Origin of the sequence: Streptomyces sp. NPDC013455 (assembly GCF_040632975.1) — a bacterium.
Taxonomy (GTDB): Bacteria; Actinomycetota; Actinomycetes; order Streptomycetales; family Streptomycetaceae; genus Streptomyces.
The window spans coordinates 90,943-109,701 of sequence record NZ_JBEYCX010000002.1; the positions used below are offsets into that span (position 1 = coordinate 90,943).

Annotated in this window: 20 protein-coding genes and 1 tRNA gene; 13 read left to right on the plus strand and 8 right to left on the minus strand. The window is 72.2% G+C overall.

What is annotated here, in order from left to right; translation table 11 throughout:
• The first annotated feature begins 1 nt into the window (after position 1).
• On the plus strand, positions 2 to 805 hold the full coding sequence (locus ABZ576_RS04515) for a GAF and ANTAR domain-containing protein (RefSeq protein ID WP_360735705.1): 804 nt from the start codon (positions 2 to 4) through the stop codon (positions 803 to 805).
• A gap of 136 nt (positions 806 to 941) precedes the next feature.
• Here the strand turns inward: ABZ576_RS04515 and ABZ576_RS04520 are convergent, their stop codons facing one another.
• The 3 genes from ABZ576_RS04520 to phoU all read right to left on the minus strand — a co-directional run bounded on the left by ABZ576_RS04520 (position 942) and on the right by phoU (position 2,291).
• Entirely contained in the window at positions 942 to 1,190 is a 249-nt protein-coding gene (locus ABZ576_RS04520) for an SCO4226 family nickel-binding protein (RefSeq protein ID WP_360735707.1), read from the minus strand.
• Between the two features lie 139 nt (positions 1,191 to 1,329).
• On the minus strand, positions 1,330 to 1,485 hold the full coding sequence (locus ABZ576_RS04525) for a hypothetical protein (protein ID WP_360735709.1): 156 nt from the start codon (positions 1,483 to 1,485) through the stop codon (positions 1,330 to 1,332).
• Between the two features lie 116 nt (positions 1,486 to 1,601).
• The gene (gene phoU / locus ABZ576_RS04530; protein WP_360736627.1) at positions 1,602 to 2,291 is read right to left on the minus strand and encodes a phosphate signaling complex protein PhoU; all 690 of its coding nucleotides are present in this window, start codon (positions 2,289 to 2,291) and stop codon (positions 1,602 to 1,604) included.
• 238 nt (positions 2,292 to 2,529) lie between these two features.
• Here phoU and ABZ576_RS04535 point away from each other — a divergent pair, with 238 nt between their 5' ends.
• Both ABZ576_RS04535 and ABZ576_RS04540 read left to right on the plus strand, forming a co-directional pair.
• Positions 2,530 to 3,780 carry an ATP-binding protein gene (locus ABZ576_RS04535; protein WP_360735711.1) on the plus strand — a complete coding sequence of 417 codons (1,251 nt, stop codon included), beginning with the start codon at positions 2,530 to 2,532 and terminating at the stop codon, positions 3,778 to 3,780.
• A complete protein-coding gene (locus ABZ576_RS04540) occupies positions 3,777 to 4,457 on the plus strand; it encodes a response regulator transcription factor (RefSeq protein WP_014673455.1) in 681 nt (226 codons plus the stop codon). Before ABZ576_RS04535 ends, ABZ576_RS04540 begins: the two co-directional genes overlap by 4 nt.
• Positions 4,458 to 4,539: 82 nt before the next feature.
• Here ABZ576_RS04540 and ABZ576_RS04545 read toward each other — a convergent pair whose 3' ends face one another.
• Positions 4,540 to 5,220, minus strand: a complete 681-nt coding sequence (locus ABZ576_RS04545) for a DUF461 domain-containing protein (protein ID WP_360735713.1) — start codon at positions 5,218 to 5,220, stop codon at positions 4,540 to 4,542.
• Positions 5,221 to 5,835: 615 nt separating this feature from the next.
• Here ABZ576_RS04545 and ABZ576_RS04550 point away from each other — a divergent pair.
• From ABZ576_RS04550 to ABZ576_RS04580, 7 genes are all read left to right on the plus strand, one after another.
• A complete protein-coding gene (locus ABZ576_RS04550; protein ID WP_003953493.1) occupies positions 5,836 to 6,318 on the plus strand; it encodes a CarD family transcriptional regulator in 483 nt (160 codons plus the stop codon).
• A 278-nt stretch (positions 6,319 to 6,596) separates the two neighbouring features.
• A complete protein-coding gene (gene ispD / locus ABZ576_RS04555; protein WP_360735715.1) occupies positions 6,597 to 7,349 on the plus strand; it encodes a 2-C-methyl-D-erythritol 4-phosphate cytidylyltransferase in 753 nt (250 codons plus the stop codon).
• On the plus strand, positions 7,339 to 7,839 hold the full coding sequence (gene ispF / locus ABZ576_RS04560) for a 2-C-methyl-D-erythritol 2,4-cyclodiphosphate synthase (RefSeq protein WP_360735717.1): 501 nt from the start codon (positions 7,339 to 7,341) through the stop codon (positions 7,837 to 7,839). The genes ispD and ispF overlap by 11 nt, the downstream gene beginning before the upstream one ends.
• A 95-nt stretch (positions 7,840 to 7,934) precedes the next feature.
• Positions 7,935 to 8,339, plus strand: a complete 405-nt coding sequence (locus tag ABZ576_RS04565) for a PPOX class F420-dependent oxidoreductase (RefSeq protein ID WP_360735719.1) — start codon at positions 7,935 to 7,937, stop codon at positions 8,337 to 8,339.
• Positions 8,340 to 8,398: 59 nt separating this feature from the next.
• A complete protein-coding gene (cysS, locus tag ABZ576_RS04570) occupies positions 8,399 to 9,802 on the plus strand; it encodes a cysteine--tRNA ligase (protein ID WP_360735721.1) in 1,404 nt (467 codons plus the stop codon).
• An 89-nt stretch (positions 9,803 to 9,891) separates the two neighbouring features.
• Positions 9,892 to 10,836, plus strand: coding sequence for a 23S rRNA (guanosine(2251)-2'-O)-methyltransferase RlmB (gene rlmB / locus ABZ576_RS04575; protein WP_360735723.1), 945 nt, complete (start codon positions 9,892 to 9,894; stop codon positions 10,834 to 10,836).
• Positions 10,837 to 10,964: 128 nt separating this feature from the next.
• Complete coding sequence (locus ABZ576_RS04580) at positions 10,965 to 12,659, plus strand: DoxX family membrane protein (protein WP_360735725.1); 1,695 nt, start codon at positions 10,965 to 10,967, stop codon at positions 12,657 to 12,659.
• Positions 12,660 to 12,737: 78 nt separating this feature from the next.
• Here the strand turns inward: ABZ576_RS04580 and ABZ576_RS04585 are convergent, their stop codons facing one another.
• The 3 genes from ABZ576_RS04585 to msiK form a co-directional block, all read right to left on the minus strand.
• Complete coding sequence (locus ABZ576_RS04585; protein ID WP_360735727.1) at positions 12,738 to 13,469, minus strand: nucleotidyltransferase family protein; 732 nt, start codon at positions 13,467 to 13,469, stop codon at positions 12,738 to 12,740.
• A gap of 161 nt (positions 13,470 to 13,630) precedes the next feature.
• Positions 13,631 to 14,092, minus strand: a complete 462-nt coding sequence (locus ABZ576_RS04590) for a hypothetical protein (protein ID WP_360735729.1) — start codon at positions 14,090 to 14,092, stop codon at positions 13,631 to 13,633.
• Between the two features lie 216 nt (positions 14,093 to 14,308).
• Complete coding sequence (gene msiK / locus ABZ576_RS04595; RefSeq protein ID WP_360735732.1) at positions 14,309 to 15,445, minus strand: diacetylchitobiose ABC transporter ATP-binding protein MsiK; 1,137 nt, start codon at positions 15,443 to 15,445, stop codon at positions 14,309 to 14,311.
• 208 nt (positions 15,446 to 15,653) lie between these two features.
• On the opposite strand from msiK, the gene ABZ576_RS04600 reads away from it, so the two are divergent.
• Positions 15,654 to 15,730: transfer RNA gene (locus ABZ576_RS04600), tRNA-Thr, on the plus strand.
• Between the two features lie 35 nt (positions 15,731 to 15,765).
• On the opposite strand, the gene ABZ576_RS04605 is transcribed toward ABZ576_RS04600, so the two are convergent.
• A complete protein-coding gene (locus tag ABZ576_RS04605) occupies positions 15,766 to 16,677 on the minus strand; it encodes an aminoglycoside phosphotransferase family protein (protein ID WP_360735734.1) in 912 nt (303 codons plus the stop codon).
• Here ABZ576_RS04605 and ABZ576_RS04610 point away from each other — a divergent pair.
• On the plus strand, positions 16,676 to 17,329 hold the full coding sequence (locus ABZ576_RS04610; RefSeq protein WP_360735736.1) for a rhomboid-like protein: 654 nt from the start codon (positions 16,676 to 16,678) through the stop codon (positions 17,327 to 17,329). The two genes, ABZ576_RS04605 and ABZ576_RS04610, sit on opposite strands and share 2 nt — an antisense overlap.
• A gap of 10 nt (positions 17,330 to 17,339) precedes the next feature.
• On the plus strand, positions 17,340 to 18,746 hold the full coding sequence (locus tag ABZ576_RS04615; RefSeq protein WP_360735738.1) for an FAD-dependent oxidoreductase: 1,407 nt from the start codon (positions 17,340 to 17,342) through the stop codon (positions 18,744 to 18,746).
• Positions 18,747 to 18,759: the final 13 nt, after the last annotated feature.

An 18,759-nucleotide genomic window follows, 5' to 3' on the forward strand; every position in this document is an offset into this window, starting at 1 on the left:
GATGCCGCCCGAGGAGTCCGCAGCGCCGGCCGGCGGCGGTGTGCCGTCCGACGCCGAGGTCCGGCTGCGCGTGACCGAGACGCTGGCCGCCGCCGTGCGCCGCGCCGACGAGCCGCGCGCGGTGCCCGGCGCGCTGTGCGCGGCCTGCGTACGGCTGCTGCCGGTCACCGGTTCCTCCGTGTCGATCTCCGGCGGCAAGGGCATCCGCGTGACGTGGTGCGCCAGCGACCGGGTCGCCGCCCGGCTGGCCGAGCTGCAGTACACGGTGGGCGACGGCCCCTGCCAGACCGCGCTCGACCAGGGCACCCCGGTCATCGCACCGGATCTCGCCCAGGGCTCCGACGCGCGCCGCTGGCCGATCTTCGCGCACGAGGCGGTGGGCCTCGGTGTCCGCGCGGTGTTCTCGCTGCCGCTCGGCGTCGGCGGCGCCGCGATCGGCACGCTCGACCTGTACAGCGACCGGGCGGGCGGGCTTGCCGAACCGGACCTGCGGACCGCGCTGTGGGTGCGGGACGCGGTCACGTACTCGCTGATGAACCTCCAGGCCGCCCGCGGCGGCGCCGGCCGGGATCCCGCGGGCGGCGAGGAGGATCCGGAGGACGAGGCCGCCTCCTGGGTGGCGGCGTCCGAAGCCGATCACACCGAGGTCCACCGGGCGGTCGGCATGGTGATGGTGCAGCTGGACGTGGACTCCGAGCAGGCCCTGGACCGGCTGCGGGCCCGGGCCTACGCCGACGGGCGCACGGTGAGCCAGCTGGCCCGGGAGGTCCTGGCCCGCAGGCTCAGCTTCCGCCCGGAGCCGTAGCGGGCACCGGCGGACGAGAACTCCGGGCCGTTGTCGTCCGCTGCGGCTCGTCGTCGTCGGAGTTCTCGTCTGCTTCTCAGGTCCGGAGTCTTCGTCGGTCCGGAGTTCCCTTCGGCCGGGCCGGGAGTTTTCTTCTTCAGACCTGGAGCGGTACCGGATGCACCTCGTCCGCGCGGTGTCCGGCGCGCTCGTGGACCCGCTGGACGGCGTCGGCCGAGGGGGCCTCGGAGAGGCAGTAGACGACGCCGGACTCCGGGTCCGCCCAGGCACGCTCGAAGTGCACGGACTCCTCCGCCTCGACGGCGAGGTCGGCCCGGTGCGCCTCCATCAGCTGATCGGCCGTGATCCCCTGCATCCCGCGGTGTACGTCCATGAACTTGGCCATGGCCGCACCTCCTTCCCACCTGTCACGTCCATGCTGCGCCCGGCCGGGGCGAGCGGCATCCGGTACGGCGAAGGGCCGGTGTGAATCCCGTTCACACCGGCCCCTCACCGTCGCTCAGCCGCACCGGCGGTGCGTCCGCTCAGCCGCACTGGCAGGGGTTGCCCGACTGGCACCCGCAGCCGCAGCCCGAGCCGCAGCCGCAGGCGCCGAACAGCGGGAGGTTCCTGATCTCGGCGGGCTGGTCGGTCTCGCGCTGCTGCGTGGGGTCGGGGGTGGTGGCGGGGGATTCGGCCATGGTCCCTCCTAGACGCTGGGGCAGGGGTGCCCTCGCCCATTCCATGCCCGCTGCGCCGGGCGCATCAACGGCGCACGGAGGCGCCGGACCGGAAAGCCCCGGGCGCCCGGACGGCGTTACGCGCCCTCGACACCCGTGACCGGCTGGATGTCCGTCTGCAGCTCGTCCGCGTGCTCGCCGGTGACCAGGTAGACGACGCGCTTGGCGACCGCCACGGCGTGGTCGGCGTACCGCTCGTAGTAGCGGCCGAGCAGGGTGACGTCGACGGCGGTCTCGATGCCGTGCTTCCAGCGGTCGTCGATCAGGTGCTGGAAGAGGGTGCGGTGGAGGAGGTCCATCTCGTCGTCGTCCTGCTCCAGCTGCAGGGCCAGGTCGACGTCCTTGGTGATGATCACCTCGGCGGCCTTGGCCATCAGGCGCTGCGCGAGCTGGCCCATCTCCAGGATGGTGGCGTGCAGGTCGTTGGGGACCGCGCGCTGGGGGAAGCGCAGCCGGGCCAGCTTCGCCACGTGCTGGGCGAGGTCGCCGGAGCGCTCCAGGTCGGCGGACATGCGCAGGGAGGTGACGACGATCCGCAGGTCGGTCGCCACCGGCTGCTGCCGGGCCAGCAGGGCTATCGCCCGGGCCTCCAGGTCGTGCTGGAGTTCGTCGACCTTCTGGTCGGCCTCGATCACGCTCTCGGCCAGCTTGAGATCGGCGTCGAGCATGGCGGTCGTGGCGCGCCCGATGGCGGACCCGACCAGCCGGGCCATCTCCACCAGTCCGTCGCCGATCGAGTCCAGTTCCTCGTGGTACGCGTCCCGCATCTTCGGTTCCCTCTCGTGCGTCATCGTTCGGGGGGTTCCGGGTCCGTCGCACCAGGTGCGCGCCCCCGGCGAAACCGGCGGTACGACCCCCACGTTCCCAACGTGTGCCCTGTACGCGTCTGTTTCCGCCACCCCAAATGAACCAGTACTGGCTCCAAGGTGAACTCTGGGCGACGAGTGTTCGAGGTCGTACCGTGACGGCTGTGGGTATGTCGTACCCCATGCCTAACCTGGAGGCATGGACGTGAACGCGGCGGTCGCCGCAGCGGCAGCGATCGCCGGGGTGCTCACCGGTGTCATCGCCATGCTGGCGTTCCGCTGGAGCGAACGCGACCAGAAGCGACCGACCAGGACTTCCTTGCACACCGATCCCGTACTCCCGCCCGGCGTGGACACCGTTCTCTCGGTGCTGCGCTCCTCCGCCGTCGTCCTCGACGAGGCCGACGCCGTCGTCAAGGCCAGCTCCGCCGCCTACGCCCTCGGGCTGGTGCGCGGCGGCAAGCTCGCCGTCGAGCCGATGCTCCAGATGGCCCGCGACACCAGACGTGACGGGGAGATACGCCAGGTCGAACTGGATCTGCCCCGGCGCGGCACCGGACGCGGGGAGGCGCTCGCCGTCTCCGCGCGCGTGGCCCCGCTCGGCTCCCGCCTGGTCCTGCTGCTGGTCGAGGACCTGACCGAGGCCCGCCGGATCGAGGCGGTGCGGCGCGACTTCGTGGCGAACGTCAGCCATGAGCTGAAGACGCCCGTCGGCGCGCTGTCCCTGCTCTCCGAGGCTGTCATGGACGCCTCCGACGATCCCGAGGCCGTGCAGCGCTTCGCCGGGCGTATGCAGATCGAGGCGACCCGGCTGACCAACCTGGTCCAGGAGCTGATCGACCTCTCCCGGGTGCAGAACGACGACCCGCTGGAGGACGCCGAGCCGGTCCGGGTGGACGAGCTGGTCGCCGAGGCCATCGACCGCTGCCGCCACCAGGCGGGCGCGAAGCAGATCACGATAGCCGCGGGCGGCACGGCGGACCTGCACGTCTGGGGCAACCGGGGGCAGCTGGCCGCCGCCCTCGGCAACCTGGTCGAGAACGCCGTGAACTACTCCCCGGCGCGGACCCGTGTCGGCATCGCCGCCCGCCGGATCAACGCCCTCGGCGGCGACATGATCGAACTGGCCGTCACCGACCAGGGCATCGGTATCTCCGACAAGGACAAGGAGCGCATCTTCGAGCGCTTCTACCGGGTCGACCCGGCCCGCTCCCGGGCCACCGGCGGTACCGGCCTGGGTCTCGCGATCGTCAAGCACGTGGTCGCCTCGCACGGCGGGGAGGTCACGGTCTGGAGCGCCGAGGGCCAGGGCTCCACCTTCACCCTCAGGCTGCCGGAGGCGGGCGCGGCCCGCGACCGCGCACAGCAGCACCCCGACCTCGACGACGAGGCCGGCCCCACCGACTCATCCCCGTACGAACCGCTTCCCGCCCCGGAGGTCCTTCCGTGACCCGAGTGCTCGTCGTCGAGGACGAGGAGTCCTTCTCCGACGCCCTGTCCTACATGCTCCGCAAGGAGGGCTTCGAGGTGGCCGTGGCGGCCACCGGCCCCGACGGCCTCGACGAGTTCGAGCGCAACGGCGCCGACCTCGTCCTCCTCGACCTGATGCTGCCGGGCCTGCCCGGAACCGAGGTCTGCCGCCAGCTGCGCGGCCGCTCGAACGTCCCCGTGATCATGGTGACCGCGAAGGACAGCGAGATCGACAAGGTCGTCGGGCTCGAGATAGGAGCCGACGACTACGTCACCAAGCCGTTCTCCTCCCGCGAGCTGGTGGCCCGTATCCGTGCCGTCCTGCGCCGCCGCGGCGAGCCGGAGGAGGTCACCCCGGCCGCCCTGGAGGCGGGTCCGGTCCGGATGGACGTCGACCGTCACGTGGTGACCGTCGGCGGCTCCAAGGTCGACCTGCCGCTGAAGGAGTTCGACCTGCTGGAGATGCTGCTGCGCAACGCGGGCCGGGTCCTCACCCGCATGCAGCTCATCGACCGAGTCTGGGGCGCCGACTACGTGGGCGACACCAAGACCCTCGACGTCCACGTCAAGCGCCTGCGCGCCAAGATCGAGCCGGACCCGGGGGCGCCGCGGTACCTGGTGACGGTCCGGGGGCTGGGCTACAAGTTCGAGCCGTAGGCCGGGCGCCCGGCCCCGCTGGCCGGTCCCACGACGAAGGGCGGCACCCCGTGCGGGGTGCCGCCCTCGTGCGTACGACAGGTCAGTGGCCGGCGGCCGAGTGGGAGGCCGAGTCGCTCGGCGCGGCGGCCGTCCCGGTGGCGGAGGACGAGGGGTGGCTCTCGCCGCCCTCCGCCGGCTTGCCGGTGGCGGAGGCGCTCGCGCTCGCGCCCGGGGCGCCGGAGGCGGGGGCCGAGGCCGAGGCGGACGGCATCTCGGTCGGGCCCCACTTGTCGAAGTAGCTGGTGGCCGGGACCACGAAGGCGCGCAGGCTCACCTCGCCGGTCTTGCTGAAGGTGAAGGTGATCTTCTGGGCGTTGCCGTCCTGGACGGCCTCACGGCCGCTGGAGAGCACCGCGGAGGCGTTGTCCTTGCCGCCGATGACCAGCGAACCGCCGGCCGGAACGGTCAGGCTCTGCCCCTTGGCGGGCTTCAGCTCGGCGGAGCTGCCGCTGCCCTCCACGGTGATCGACTCGAGGGTCTGGTCGCTGCGGCCGGAGTTGAACAGGGTCGCGGAGACCACCGCGGGGCCCGTCGACTTCACGTCGGGCTGGGTGATGACCACGGCGTTCTGGATCTTGATGACCCCGACGCTGGTCGCCGCGTTGTCCGGCTTGATCTCCAGGGTCTGCGAGTTGTTGCCGGCGCCACAGGCGGCGAGCGAGGCGATCGAGAAGACGATGGCGGAGGCGGCGAGGGCGCCGCGTCGAAGGCTGCTGCTCACGGCGGCGGCAACTCCTTGAACGCGCGGGCGGCTCCTCTGATAAAGCCGCCCTAAGTGTCTGTCAGCGGCCTTAGGTTACCGAGCCGTTCCGACGCGCCCGCACCCGACCCTCCCCCAAGCCCCGCCCTTCCCTCCAGGTGGGGGTACCGGGCCGGCTCCGAAGTGACTCCGCGGTCACATTGCGGATCCGCTGGTCCGTCATTCACATAAGGCGCGGCGGACCCTCTCGGCGCGGGCCGCGGCATTTCCGTGAAGGAATGCGCGGAGGTCCCCGAAATGGATCACGCAGTCCCCCTCCGGTCACCGTTGATCAATTTTCGATTCGTCTCACATCCGCCTCCGGTCACCGAACGGAGTAGCGGAAGTCGCACGCTTGGGGTCGGACAAATCCGGACGTTCTGCCACTTGGAGGGGCCTGCCGGGGTCTGTAACGTAGGCGTTTCACCCCGCCCGGAGAGCCCCTCCCACCTGCGAATACCCGCTTCCGGTGACGCCCCGCAGCACGTTCCGGTTGCTGTTGTCAAGCCCCGAGATATGCCCTGACCTGCGAAAACGCCATTCAGAAGACGCCGTATCCGTGTTACCCTGGATAGCCACGGAAGGGGTACCTGTCACATGACGTTCAAGGTTGGCGACACCGTGGTCTATCCCCATCACGGGGCCGCGCTGATCGAGGCCATCGAAACTCGCCAGATCAAAGGCGTGGACAAGACCTACTTGGTGCTGAAGGTCGCCCAGGGTGACCTGACGGTACGTGTGCCAGCGGACAATGCGGAGTTCGTCGGCGTGCGTGATGTGGTCGGTCAGGACGGGCTGGACCGGGTCTTCGAGGTGCTGCGCGCGCCGTACGCCGAGGAGCCCACTAACTGGTCTCGTCGCTACAAGGCAAACCTGGAGAAGCTCGCCTCCGGCGATGTCATCAAGGTCGCGGAGGTCGTGCGTGACCTGTGGCGTCGCGAGCGGGAGCGTGGACTCTCCGCCGGTGAGAAGCGCATGCTCGCCAAGGCCCGCCAGATCCTGGTGAGCGAGCTGGCTCTCGCGGAGAACACGAACGAGGACAAGGCCGAAGCCCTGCTCGACGAGGTGCTCGCCTCCTGACGCGCAGCGGCAGCGAACACTCGCTTCCGGCACGCTCAGCACAGTGAAATGCCGCGGTGCCCGATGACACTCACCCTGTCGCCGGGCGCTGCGGCATGTTCGTCCCCGCAGCGGGGTGCTCTTCGGGGAACCCTGGACACGGCCCCCCGGTACTCGATGTGCCGGGCCCGGGCGGATGGCTCGACCAGGGTCACGGAAAGGGTCCGGTCAAGGCGTCGCGCCCGGCACTCCTGAGGCCATACCCACGTAGGTCGAGCACACAAACCTGACAGGAACCGATGTCTGACGAATCGCGCCCCACGCCCGCGCCAAGGCCCGTCGCCGCCGTGATTCCGGCCGCCGGCCGGGGCGTACGCCTAGGCCCGGGCGCCCCCAAGGCGCTCCGCGCGCTGAACGGCACCCCCATGCTCATCCACGCGGTGCGCGCCCTGGCCGCGTCCCGCCACGTCTCGCTGGTGATCGTCGTGGCCCCGCCGGACGGCGCCGCCGAGGTCAAGCTGCTGCTCGACGCGCACGCGCTGCCCGACCGCACCGACTTCCTGGTCGTGCCCGGCGGCGGGTCCCGCCAGGAGTCGGTCCGGTTCGGCCTGGACGCCCTGCCGCCGGCGTACGACGTCGTCCTCGTGCACGACGCCGCCCGCCCGCTCGTGCCGGTCGACACGGTCGACGCGGTCATCGAGGCCGTACGCGACGGGGCCCCCGCCGTGGTCCCGGTGCTCCCGCTGGCCGACACGGTCAAGGAGGTGGAGCCCGCCGCCGTGGCCGGTGACCCGGAGCCGGTCGTCGCCACCCCCGAGCGGGCCCGGCTGCGTGCCGTCCAGACCCCGCAGGGCTTCGACCGCGCGACCCTGGTCCGCGCCCACGAGACCGTCACCGAGAACGTCACCGACGACGCGAGCATGGTGGAGCAGCTGGGCCTGACGGTCGTGGCCGTGCCCGGTCACGAGGAGGCGTTCAAGGTCACCCGCCCCCTGGACCTGGTCCTCGCCGAGGCGGTCCTGGCCCGCAGGAGGCTCAACGATGGCTTCTGAGGCCGGCTTCCCCCTGCCGCAGGTCGGCATCGGCACCGACATCCACGCCTTCGAGGAGGGCCGCGAGCTGTGGTGCGCGGGCCTGAAGTGGGAAGGGGAGGGGCCCGGACTGGCCGGGCACTCCGACGCGGACGTCGTCGCGCACGCGGCCTGCAACGCCCTGTTCTCCGCCGCCGGACTCGGTGACCTGGGGCAGCACTTCGGCACCGGACGCCCCGAGTGGTCCGGTGCCTCCGGGACCACCCTGCTCACCGAGGCCGCGCGGATCGTGCGCGCGGCCGGCTTCACCATCGGCAACGTCGCGGTCCAGGTCGTCGGCCCCCGCCCGAAGATCGGCAAGCGGCGCGACGAGGCCCAGAAGATCCTCTCCGAGGCGGCCGGCGCCCCCGTGTCGGTCTCCGGCGCGACCACCGACGGCCTCGGCTTCCCGGGCCGCGGCGAAGGACTCATGGCGATCGCGACGGCGCTGGTGGTGCGGACGGCGGGCTGAGGGCCCTCCGCGCGCGGCGCTGATGCGGATACACCGGGGGCGTGCGAGGGTACGCGGTGAGTGATCGAAGGTCCCGCTCTTCCCGGAGGCGCCCCATGTCCGCGACCATGTCCGACGAGCTCAAGTCCCTGCTCGACACCCCGGTGTTCATCATCGTCGGCACCGTCCAGCCCGACGGCAGCCCGCAGCTGTCACCGGTGTGGGTGGCGCGGGACGGCGACGACATCCTCTTCTCCACGACGGTCGGCCGGCAGAAGGAGCGGAACCTGCGCCGCGACCCCCGCGTGACGGTCCTCCTCCAGCCCTTCGACGCGCCGTACACGTACGCCGAGATCCGCGGCACCGCCACCCTGACCACCGAGGGCGGGGCGGAGCTCATCGACGAACTGAGCCTGAAGTACACGGGCAAGAAATACGCGGAGTTCAACCCGGCGGCGAAGGACGACGCCGAGCGGGTCGTCGTCCGGATCACCCCTAGGAAGATCGTCGGGCGGCTCTGAGGCCCCGGCATTGCGGGGAAGGGCGTGAGGCACTCTCCCGCGCCCACTACTCTGGAGTGGTGACGATTCGCCTGTACGACACCAGCGCCCGGCAGATCCGTGACTTCACCCCGCTCAAGCCGGGCTGCGTCTCGATCTACCTGTGTGGCGCCACCGTGCAGGCGGCACCGCACATCGGCCACATCCGCTCGGGCCTCAACTTCGACATCATGCGCCGCTGGTTCGAGTACCGCGGCTACGAGGTGACGTTCGTCCGCAACGTCACCGACATCGACGACAAGATCATCGCCAAGAGCCGCGAGCAGGGCCGGCCCTGGTGGGCGATCGGGTACGAGAACGAGCGCGCCTTCAACGAGGGTTACGACGCCCTCGGCTGCCTGCCGCCGAGCTACGAGCCCCGCGCCACCGGTCACGTGACCGAGATGGTCGAGATGATGCAGCGCCTCATCGAGCGCGGACACGCCTACGAGGCCGACGGCAACGTCTACTTCGACGTGCGCTCCTTCGACGGCTACCTGAAGCTGTCGCGGCAGGAGCTGGACAACCTCCAGCAGCCCTCCGGCGCCGGCGAGACCGGCAAGCGGGACCCGCGCGACTTCGCCATGTGGAAGTCGGCCAAGCCGGGTGAGCCGACCTGGCCCACCCCGTGGGGTCCCGGCCGCCCCGGCTGGCACCTGGAGTGCTCGGCGATGGCCCACAAGTACCTGGGCAGCGCCTTCGACATCCACGGCGGCGGCCTGGACCTGATCTTCCCGCACCACGAGAACGAGATCGCCCAGGCCAAGGCGTACGGCGACGACTTCGCCCAGTACTGGGTGCACAACGCCTGGGTCACCATGGCCGGCGACAAGATGTCCAAGTCGCTCGGCAACAGCGTCCTGGTCGGCGAGATGGTCGAGCAGTGGCGCCCGATCGTGCTGCGCTACTACCTGGGCACCCCGCACTACCGCTCGATGATCGAGTACAGCGAGGACGCGCTGCGCGAGGCCGAGATCGCGTTCGCGCGGATCGAGGGCTTCGTCCAGCGGGTCACCGAGCTGGCCGGGAAGACCGTCGAACCGTCCGTCGAGGTACCGCCCGCCTTCGCCGAGGCGATGGACGACGACCTGGGCGTCCCGCAGGCGCTCGCCGTGGTGCACACCACCGTCCGGCAGGGCAACAGCGCGCTGGCCGCCGACGACAAGGAGGCCGCCGTGGCCCGGCTCGCCGAGGTGCGGGCCATGCTCGGCGTCCTCGGCCTCGACCCGCTCGACCCGCACTGGGCCGGCGAGGCCGGTGAGCGGGGCGAGGACCTGCACGGCGTGGTCGACAGCCTCGTACGCCTCGTCCTCGACCAGCGGGAGTCCGCCCGCGCCCGCAAGGACTGGGCCACCGCCGACGCCATCCGCGACCAGCTCACGCAGTCGGGGCTGGTCATCGAGGACAGCCCGCAGGGCCCGCGCTGGAGCCTCGGGCAGCGCTGAGCGCCGGTCCTTGATCGATTGTGCCGCCCGGCCTTCCGGGCGGCACACTGCATAGACGTACACCCACTTCCGTAGAGAACAGGTAGGTCATGGCCGCGAACAACCGCCGCATGTCCGGCAAGAAGGGCGCGCAGGTCGGCAGCGGCGGCAAGCGGCGCCGGGGCCTTGAGGGCAAGGGCCCGACCCCGCCCGCCGAGATGCGCAAGGGACACGCCAAGCAGCGCGCCGCCGCGGCCAAGGCCCGGCGCTCGCTGGGCGGCCGGCCACAGCAGCGCCGGGGCGGCGGCAAGTCCGCCTCCGAGCTGGTCGTCGGCCGCAACCCGGTGGTCGAGGCGCTCCGTGGGGGCGTCCCGGCCTCGACGCTGTACGTCCAGCAGTTCATCGACAACGACGAGCGCGTCCGCGAGGCGCTCCAGCTCGCCGCCGAGCGCGGTGGCATCAACCTGATGGAGGCCCCGCGGCCCGAGCTGGACCGCATGACCAACGGCCTCAACCACCAGGGACTGGTCCTCCAGGTCCCGCCGTACGAGTACGCGCACCCCGAGGACCTGCTCGACGCGGCGGCCGACGAGGGTGAGGACCCGCTGGTCGTCGCCCTGGACGGTGTCACCGACCCGCGCAACCTCGGCGCGGTCGTCCGCTCCGTCTGCGCCTTCGGCGGCCACGGCGTGGTCGTCCCCGAGCGCCGCTCGGCCGGCATGACCGCCGGTGCCTGGAAGACCTCCGCCGGTACGGCGGCCCGCACCCCGGTCGCCCGCGCCACCAACCTGACGCGGACCCTGGAGTCGTACAAGAAGGCCGGTGTCACGGTGGTCGGCCTGGCGGCGGACGGCGAGGTCGAACTCGGCGACCTGGAGGCGCTGCGGGGGCCGGTCGCCATCGTCGTCGGCAGCGAGGGCAAGGGCCTGTCCCGCCTGGTCGGCGAGACCTGCGACTTCCGGGTCCGGATCCCGATGCCGGGCGGCGCGGAGTCGCTCAACGCCGGTGTGGCCGCGGGCATCGTCCTGTACGAGGCGGCGCGCAGGAGGAGCTGAACATCCGTCCGGAACTTCACCCCGGCGGGGTAATTCGGGCGTCCATATGGCGTTCGGGGCGGCTTTGACGGGGTCCGGACACATCCGGGCGGTCAAAGCAGTGTCCTAACACCACGTCACTCGGTTAGATGAGTGTGGACACCAGAACACCCCGCACACCCACGGGGGACCGCTCGTCGGGCTTCGACGACGCTCCCGCGCTGAGCATGGTGAAGGTGCCGAGCGATCCGGCGCAGGTCATCGTCAACCACGCCAGCTTCCGCGTGCAGCTGGGCGCGACGGCGAGTCGGACCCAATCCCCGCGGATCGCCCGGCATCTGAGCGCCGGCCAGGACACCGCCCGGATGCCCGTCGTGGGCACGGCGGGCCGGGCCGGCGCCACCGGCCGCCGCCGCCCCGTCGTGTGGAGCGGCAAGTCCGCCCCCGACGACACCGGCGCCCACCGGCTCCTCCAGGCCGTGCGGGGCAGCAGCGTCCGTCACGCCGACGAGCCCGAGGCCGGCGCCACCCAGGTCATCCCGCGCGTCCAGACGGGTTACGCCGACACCTACGACGAGCTCGACCAGACCGTCGAGACTCCCGTCGTCGGCCACCAGCGCACCCCCGCCGACGCCGACGGCACCCGCCTCCTGCCGCACATGCGCACGGTCACCGGGGCCTACGACGAGCCCGCGCACCCGGAGACCGGCTACGCGCCCTACGACACGTACCCGGCCGGCCCCGACACCGATCCCGGCCTCGGACCCGACGGCGACCCGGAGACCGACGGCGAGCGCCCCGCCAGGCGCCAGGGCGACGACCCGGCCCGGCACGCCTACTACCCCGGCCGCCGGCTCAACCTCGGCGTCGTCCTGCTGCCCCTGCGCGTCTTCCTCGGCTTCATCTCCATCTACGCCGGCATGGGCAAGCTGTGCGACCCCGTCTACTTCGACGGCGGCGAGCGCGGCTCCATGGTCAAGTGGCTCAACACCCTGCACCCGTGGGACGTGGCCGAGCCGCTGCGCCAGTTCGCCCTCCAGCACCCGGTCGGCTCCGGCCTGGTCATCGCCTTCCTCCAGGTCGTGGTCGGCGTGCTGACCGTCCTCGGCTGCTGGCAGCGCGTGGCCGCGGTGGTCGGCGCCCTGCTCTCCGCCGCCCTGATCGTCACGGTCAGCTGGAAGACCGTCCCGGCCTACGACGCCCCGGACATCATCTACCTCGCGGCCTGGTCCCCCCTGATCATCGCCGGCGCCCCCGTGTACTCGGTGGACGGCCGCCTCGCGGGCAGCGCCTGGCGGCGGCTCGGCCCCCGCTCCGACATCTGGGAGCTGCGCCGCTACGTCCTGCGCCGCGGCGCGCTGGTCACGTTCGTCACGGTCGGCCTGACCCTGCTCATCGGCGCCCTGCTGGGCGGCGCGGTCCGCGACTCCGGCCGGGTGGTCGTCCCCGGCCCCGGCGAGGCACCGCGCAACCAGCTCCCGGGCTCCCCGTTCCCGCAGGAGCCGGGCGAGCGGCACGACAGGACCCCGTCGGCCTCCGCCACTCCGACGAGCGGCGCCACGGCCGGCGCGAGCCCCTCCGGGGCGGCCACCACCCCGGGCACCGGCCGCAGCACCGCCGGCGCCACCACCACGACGCCCAGCCAGACCCAGGGCACCACCGGCCAGGTCCCGCCCCGCCAGTCGCCCACGACGGGCGGCGCCCCCAGCACGACGGCGGGCCCGACCAGCACGGGCGGCAGCACGACCACCGGCGGCACGTCCTCGACGGGCGGCGGCACGACCGGCTCCGGCGGCAGCTCCTCCACCGGCCAGCCGGGCCTGGTGGGCGGCCTGCTGGGCTGACGGAACGGCACGGCAAGGGGCCCCGCACCTCCCGAGGTACGGGGCCCCTTCCGCGTGCGGCGGACCGCGCCTGCGCCGTCAGCGGCCGAGCGACGCCAGTTCCTTGGCCGCTTCCGTCAGGTCCTTGGCCGTGTCGATGGCCCGCCAGTACGCCCCCTGCGGGAGGGCGAACCCGGCGAGCTTCTTCTCCCGGGCCAGCCGCGGGAACGTGGTCCGCTCGTGGTCCCCCCGCTCGGGGAGCAGCGCGGCGAACTCCGGCGAGAAGACGTAGACGCCCGCGTTGATCTCGAACGTGGACGGCGGTGCCTCGATGAAGTCGGTGATGCGCCCGAACCCGTCGGTGCGCACCGCTCCCCAGGGGATGCGCGGGCGGGCCAGCGCCAGGGTGGCCACGGCATCCCGCTCGGTGTGGAAGTCGGCCATGTCCCGCAGGGAGAACCGCGTCCAGATGTCCCCGTTCGTGGCGTACCAGGCCCGGTCGGGATGGGGCAGGTGCTCCGCCGCGTACCGCAGGCCGCCGCCGCGGCCCAGCGGCTCGGTCTCCACGACGGTGGTGACGGAGACGGGCAGGTCGGCCGAGTCCAGCCACTTCTGCAGGACGTCGGCGAGGTGGCCGCAGGAGACCACCACGTCCGTCACGCCTTCCTCGGCGAGCCAGGTGAGCTGGTGGCCGATGATCGGAGTGCCCGTACCGGGGATCTCGACCATCGGCTTGGGCCGGTCGTCGGTGTACGGACGCAGCCGGGAGCCCTGGCCACCGGCGAGGATCACGGCTTGAGTGGGGCGCGACGCGGCGTTCGGATGGGTCATGACCGCACTGTACGTGGCACCCCACCGGGGTGCGCCGGGGGAGACGTGCTCCCGTGAGCCGTCCCCCGGCCCGCCGGGAGCCGTCCCCCGGCCCGCCGGGAGCCGTCCCCCGGCCCGCCGGGAGCCGGCCGTGCGCTCCGCCGTCGGCCGGCTCCCCCCGCTCAGCCGTGCGCGGCCAGGACGCCCGAGGCGAAGGACGTGTCGCACACCGGGCGGGCGTACGACTGGGCGCGCGGGGCGCCGTAGATGCGCACCGCGGCCTTGCCGAGGGCGCGGGCGATGGAGGAGCAGTGCCGGGCCAGCGAGGGGCGCCCGTTGACGGCCTGCTGGAGGTGGGTGAGGACGGCGCCCGGGTTCTTCTCCTGGAGCTCGGTCATCAGCTGGTCGCGGAGCACGTCCTGCGGGGCGCGGGTGACCGTCTTGGCCGGGGCCTTGGCCGGCGATACGTCGGAGGCGGCCAGCACCGAGCTGGACGGGCTGCCGGTCCAGTCGACCCGGGTGACCGCGAGGGTCCCGGAGAGCACCAGGACGACGGGCAGGACGAGGGCGAGGGAGCGGCCGATCCGGCGGGCAGGGCCGCCCCGGTGGCCGCGTCGCGTCTGCGGGGTGGTGGAGTGCTTCACGCGTGTGAGGGTAGCGCGCTGTGATGATTTGGAGACATTGAGTCACTCTTACGGGGGATGAGAACGCGCCGCTTTGTGGGTAAAGGGTTGACCGGCGGGGCCCGTGGTGATCGTTGGCGCCGGGGTGACCCGGGCTGCCGCGCCGGGGTGTCCCCCACGACGGACAGGGCCCCGCGGTCCGGCCGCGGGGCCCTGGCGTCGAGCGTGTGGGGTGTGTCAGTCGGTGAGGCGCTCGCCCGTCGACGTGGAGAACACGTGGGTCTCGCCCGGCCGCGGCACGACGTGCAGCGTGGAGCCCTTCTCCGGGACCTGGCGTCCGTTGACGCGGACCACCAGGTCCTTGAGCTCGCCGCCGACCTCGGCGGTGCCGTAGACGTAGCCGTCGGCGCCCAGCTCCTCGACCACGTTGACCGAGACGGCGAGGCCGGCCGGCGCGTCCGCGCTGTCCTTGGTCAGGGACGCGGCGGCACCGCCGCCCAGCTCGACGACGTCGAAGTGCTCGGGGCGGACGCCGACGGTCACCGTGCGGTCGCCCTTGTCGGCGGCGGCCGCCAGGGCGTCCCGGTTCACCGGGACGACGCTGTTGCCGAACTTCACGCCGCCGTCGGTGATCGGCACCTCGACCAGGTTCATCGCGGGGGAGCCGATGAAGCCGGCGACGAAGAGGTTCGCGGGCTTGTCGTACATGTTCCGCGGCGAGTCGACCTGCTGGAGCAGACCGTCCTTGAGGACCGCGACCCGGTCGCCCATCGTCATGGCCTCGACCTGGTCGTGGGTGACGTAGACGGTGGTGATGCCGAGGCGGCGCTGGAGGGAGGCGATCTGCGTACGGGTGGAGACGCGGAGCTTGGCGTCCAGGTTGGACAGCGGCTCGTCCATGAGGAAGACCTGCGGCTCCCGGACGATCGCGCGGCCCATGGCGACACGCTGGCGCTGACCGCCGGAGAGCGCCTTCGGCTTGCGGTCGAGGTACTCGGTGAGGTCGAGGATCTTCGCGGCCTCCTCGACCTTCTGCCGGATCTCCGCCTTGTTGACGCCGGCGATCTTGAGCGCGAAGCCCATGTTGTCGGCGACCGTCATGTGCGGGTAGAGGGCGTAGTTCTGGAACACCATGGCGATGTCCCGGTCCTTGGGCGGCAGGTGCGTGACGTCGCGGTCACCGATGCGGATGGCGCCGCCGTTGACGTCCTCCAGGCCCGCGAGCATCCGCAGGGAGGTGGACTTGCCGCAACCGGACGGGCCGACCAGGACGAGGAACTCGCCGTCCTCGATCGCGATGTCGAGCTGGTCGACGGCGGGCTTGGTGGAACCCGGGTAGATCCGGGTCGCCTTGTCGAACGTGACTGTGGCCATGGTGAATGGGCCCCCTTCTACCGGCAGGAACGTGCCGGACGATCCGTTGTAGGAAGGTGGTTGGCGTAGTCCACGTGAGTGAACCGGGTCAGGACGGTACCTGGCGTTCACCTGCTCTGTCAGTACCCGCGCCCCTGTGAACTTCGCGGAAATTTTCGACAGGACATGCCCTGAGGCTGGGTACACTGCACGAGCACCCCCGGTGCGTGCCTCCTTAGCTCAGCTGGTCAGAGCGCCGCTCTTGTAAAGCGAAGGTCGTCGGTTCGAATCCGACAGGGGGCTCCATCAGCCCAGGCGGGACGTGTCCCACCTGGGCTTTCTCAGGCCAGCCGGCGGGCGATCTCCAGCTGGTGGTCCTGGAGGGGACGGTCGTCCTCCACGTCCCACAGGGCGTTTTGCAGCAGCCGGCCGAGGGTCCAGGCGCGGGCCCGCTCCCGGTCGAGGTCCAGGGCATCGGTCAGCGCGTCGAAGCGCCAGCGGACCTCGGCCGCGTCGAAGCGGTTGACCAGGGCGGGCCACAGTTCGAAGCCCGGGTCGCCGGCCAGCGGCTTGGGGTCGATGGCGAGCCAGTCGGCGCGGCCGGCGGCGAGGACGTTCTCGTCGTGCAGGTCCCAGTGCAGCAGCCGGTCGCCGGACTCGGCCACGACCTCGCGTACGGCGGCGGCGCAGTCGGCGACGATCCGGCGGGCCTCCGGGTCGGGGATGCGCTCCAGGGCCCAGGGGGTCCGCTCCAGCATGGCCCCGGCGATGTCGCCGAGCCGGCGCAGGCCGGGCGGGGCCGGGAACGACGTCAGATGGGCCAGCAGCCGTCCGATGACCAGGACCGCCGCGCGGGTGTCGCCGAGGCCGGCCAGCATCCGGGACTCGTCCAGGCGCTCCAGGAGCATGGTGCCGGTGGCCGCATCGTGCTCCAGGAGCCGTACGGCCCCGTCGCCGGCCCAGACCCGCAGGGCGACCGGTTCGCCCTCGCTCTCCTCGTCCGTCAGCTGGAGCTTGAGGACGGCGCGGACGCCGTCGGCGCGGACGACCGGCAGGACCAGGGCGTTGACGCCGTTCATCGACGGCCCGTCGAGCCGTAGCCGCCAGCGGTGCAGGAAGCCGGCGGCGAGGTCCGGCAGCGCGGCGATGAACGCCCGCCCCGCCGCGCCGTTGTACCTCTCCTGTGCCTTCGCGAGTTCGCCGGGGATGTCGATCACGGACCGGACGATACCGGCGTGCGTCAATCGGCTCATGGGAATTGTCCGGGGCCTGAGCCGGGTGGTGACGTACGTCCGCGGTGCTCCCGGCACGTACGTGTGGCTGGGGGTCCTGTTCGTGACGACGGTCGCCCTGCACCACATGCCGCCGGGGTTCGAGCAGCACTTCCTGCGGCACCGGTCCACGAACATCCACGAGCTGTCCCGCAGCCCGGTGCGGGTGCTGGTGACGAGCGCGATGTGGATCGAGGACGGCCACTGGATGCCGTACGCCTTCCTGTACACGGTGTTCCACGCGCCGGCCGAGCGCTGGCTGGGCACGGCCCGCTGGCTGGCGGTGTGCGCGCTCGCGCACGTCCTGGCCTCGCTGATCAGCGAGGGGGTGCTGCTGAAGGCGATCCGGGACGGCCTGGCCCCGCCCACGGCGGTCGACACCCTGGACATCGGGGTGAGTTACGCGCTGGCCGGAGTGATCGCGGTGCTCGGCTACCGGATCGCGGCGCCCTGGCGGTACGGCTATCTGGCGGTGGTGCTCGCCGTGTTCGGGCTGCCGCTGACCGGCTCGCCGGCCTTCACCGACGTCGGGCACTTCGTCTCCGTGCTGATCGGGCTGGCCTGCCACCCGCTGGTCAGAGGGCGGGGAAAAGCATGGAATCCGAAGGAGACACTGGCCGGGCTCAGGGGTTAACGTCCCGGCCATGAGCAGCTGGGCAAGCAGTGTCGTCAACGGTGGCATCTCCTTCTGGTTCGCGGACGACGGCCTTCCGGCGGTTCGGGAGCCGCTGTCCTCGGACGCCTCGGCCGACGTCGTCATCGTCGGCGGCGGGTACACCGGACTGTGGACGGCGTACTACCTGAAGAAGGCGGCCCCCTTCCTGCGGATCACCGTGCTGGAGCAGAAGTTCTGCGGCTACGGCGCCTCCGGCCGCAACGGCGGCTGGCTGTACAACGGGATCGCCGGCCGGGACCGGTACGCGAAGCTGCACGGCCGCGAGGCCGCCGTACGGCTGCAGCGGGCGATGAACGACACCGTGGCCGAGGTGATCGCGGTCGCCGAGGCGGAGGGCATCGACGCCGACGTGCACCGGGGCGGGGTGCTGGAAGTCGCGACGACCCCGGCCCAGCTGGCCCGGCTGAGGGCGTTCCACGAGCACGAGCTGGCCCACGGCGAGAAGGACCGGGAGCTGTACGGAGCCCGGGAGACCGCCGAGCGGATCCGGGTCGCGGACGCGGTCGGCTCGGCCTGGACCCCGCACGGTGCCCGGCTGCACCCGGTCAAGCTGGTCAAGGGCCTGGCGGCGGCCGTGGAGGCGCTCGGGGTGACGATCCACGAGTCGACGCCGGTGACGCAGATCCGCCCCCGGCACGCGGTGACCCCGTACGGCACCGTCCGCGCCCCGTACGTGCTGCGCTGCACCGAGGGCTTCACCGCGTCCCTGAAGGGCCAGCGGCGGACCTGGCTGCCGATGAACTCCTCGATGATCGTCACCGAGCCGCTGACCGAGGAGCAGTGGGCGGCGATCGGCTGGGCGGGGCGGGAGACCCTGGGCGACATGGCGCACGCCTACATGTACGCCCAGCGCACGGCCGACGGCCGGATCGCGCTCGGCGGGCGCGGGGTGCCGTACCGCTTCGGCTCGCGCACCGACAACGACGGCCGCACCCAGGAGGCAACCGTCGAGGCCCTGCGGGAGATCTTGACCCGCTTCTTCCCCGCCCTCGCGGGCGTCCGCGTCGAGCACGCCTGGTCGGGGGTCCTCGGGGTGCCGCGCGACTGGTGCGCGACCGTCACCCTGGACCGCTCCACCGGCCTCGGCTGGGCGGGCGGTTACGTCGGCTCCGGCGTCGCCACCGCCAACCTGGCCGCGCGCACCCTGCGCGACCTCCTCCAGCAAGACTCCGGCCAGGGCGGCCGGACCGAGCTGACGGACCTGCCGTGGGTGGACCACAAGGTCCGCAAGTGGGAGCCGGAGCCCTTGCGCTGGCTGGGCGTCCAGGGCATGTACGCCACCTACCGCGCCGCCGACCAGCGTGAACGCCGCCGCCCCGGCGCGGAGTCCTCGCGGCTGGCGAAGGTGGCGGACCGGGTGGCGGGACGGCACTGAGGCCCGGCCGGCC

Coding starts and splice junctions, on each gene's coding strand:
- ABZ576_RS04515 (WP_360735705.1), top strand. CDS start 2: ATGCCGCCCGAGGAGTCCGCAGCGCCGGCCGGCGGCGGTGTGCCGTCC.
- ABZ576_RS04520 (WP_360735707.1), bottom strand. CDS start 1,190: ATGGCCAAGTTCATGGACGTACACCGCGGGATGCAGGGGATCACGGCC.
- ABZ576_RS04525 (WP_360735709.1), bottom strand. CDS start 1,485: ATGGCCGAATCCCCCGCCACCACCCCCGACCCCACGCAGCAGCGCGAG.
- phoU (WP_360736627.1), bottom strand. CDS start 2,291: ATGCGGGACGCGTACCACGAGGAACTGGACTCGATCGGCGACGGACTG.
- ABZ576_RS04535 (WP_360735711.1), top strand. CDS start 2,530: ATGGACGTGAACGCGGCGGTCGCCGCAGCGGCAGCGATCGCCGGGGTG.
- ABZ576_RS04550 (WP_003953493.1), top strand. CDS start 5,836: ATGACGTTCAAGGTTGGCGACACCGTGGTCTATCCCCATCACGGGGCC.
- ispD (WP_360735715.1), top strand. CDS start 6,597: ATGTCTGACGAATCGCGCCCCACGCCCGCGCCAAGGCCCGTCGCCGCC.
- ispF (WP_360735717.1), top strand. CDS start 7,339: ATGGCTTCTGAGGCCGGCTTCCCCCTGCCGCAGGTCGGCATCGGCACC.
- ABZ576_RS04565 (WP_360735719.1), top strand. CDS start 7,935: ATGTCCGCGACCATGTCCGACGAGCTCAAGTCCCTGCTCGACACCCCG.
- rlmB (WP_360735723.1), top strand. CDS start 9,892: ATGGCCGCGAACAACCGCCGCATGTCCGGCAAGAAGGGCGCGCAGGTC.
- ABZ576_RS04580 (WP_360735725.1), top strand. CDS start 10,965: ATGAGTGTGGACACCAGAACACCCCGCACACCCACGGGGGACCGCTCG.
- ABZ576_RS04585 (WP_360735727.1), bottom strand. CDS start 13,469: ATGACCCATCCGAACGCCGCGTCGCGCCCCACTCAAGCCGTGATCCTC.
- msiK (WP_360735732.1), bottom strand. CDS start 15,445: ATGGCCACAGTCACGTTCGACAAGGCGACCCGGATCTACCCGGGTTCC.
- ABZ576_RS04610 (WP_360735736.1), top strand. CDS start 16,676: ATGGGAATTGTCCGGGGCCTGAGCCGGGTGGTGACGTACGTCCGCGGT.
- ABZ576_RS04605 (WP_360735734.1), bottom strand. CDS start 16,677: ATGAGCCGATTGACGCACGCCGGTATCGTCCGGTCCGTGATCGACATC.
- ABZ576_RS04615 (WP_360735738.1), top strand. CDS start 17,340: ATGAGCAGCTGGGCAAGCAGTGTCGTCAACGGTGGCATCTCCTTCTGG.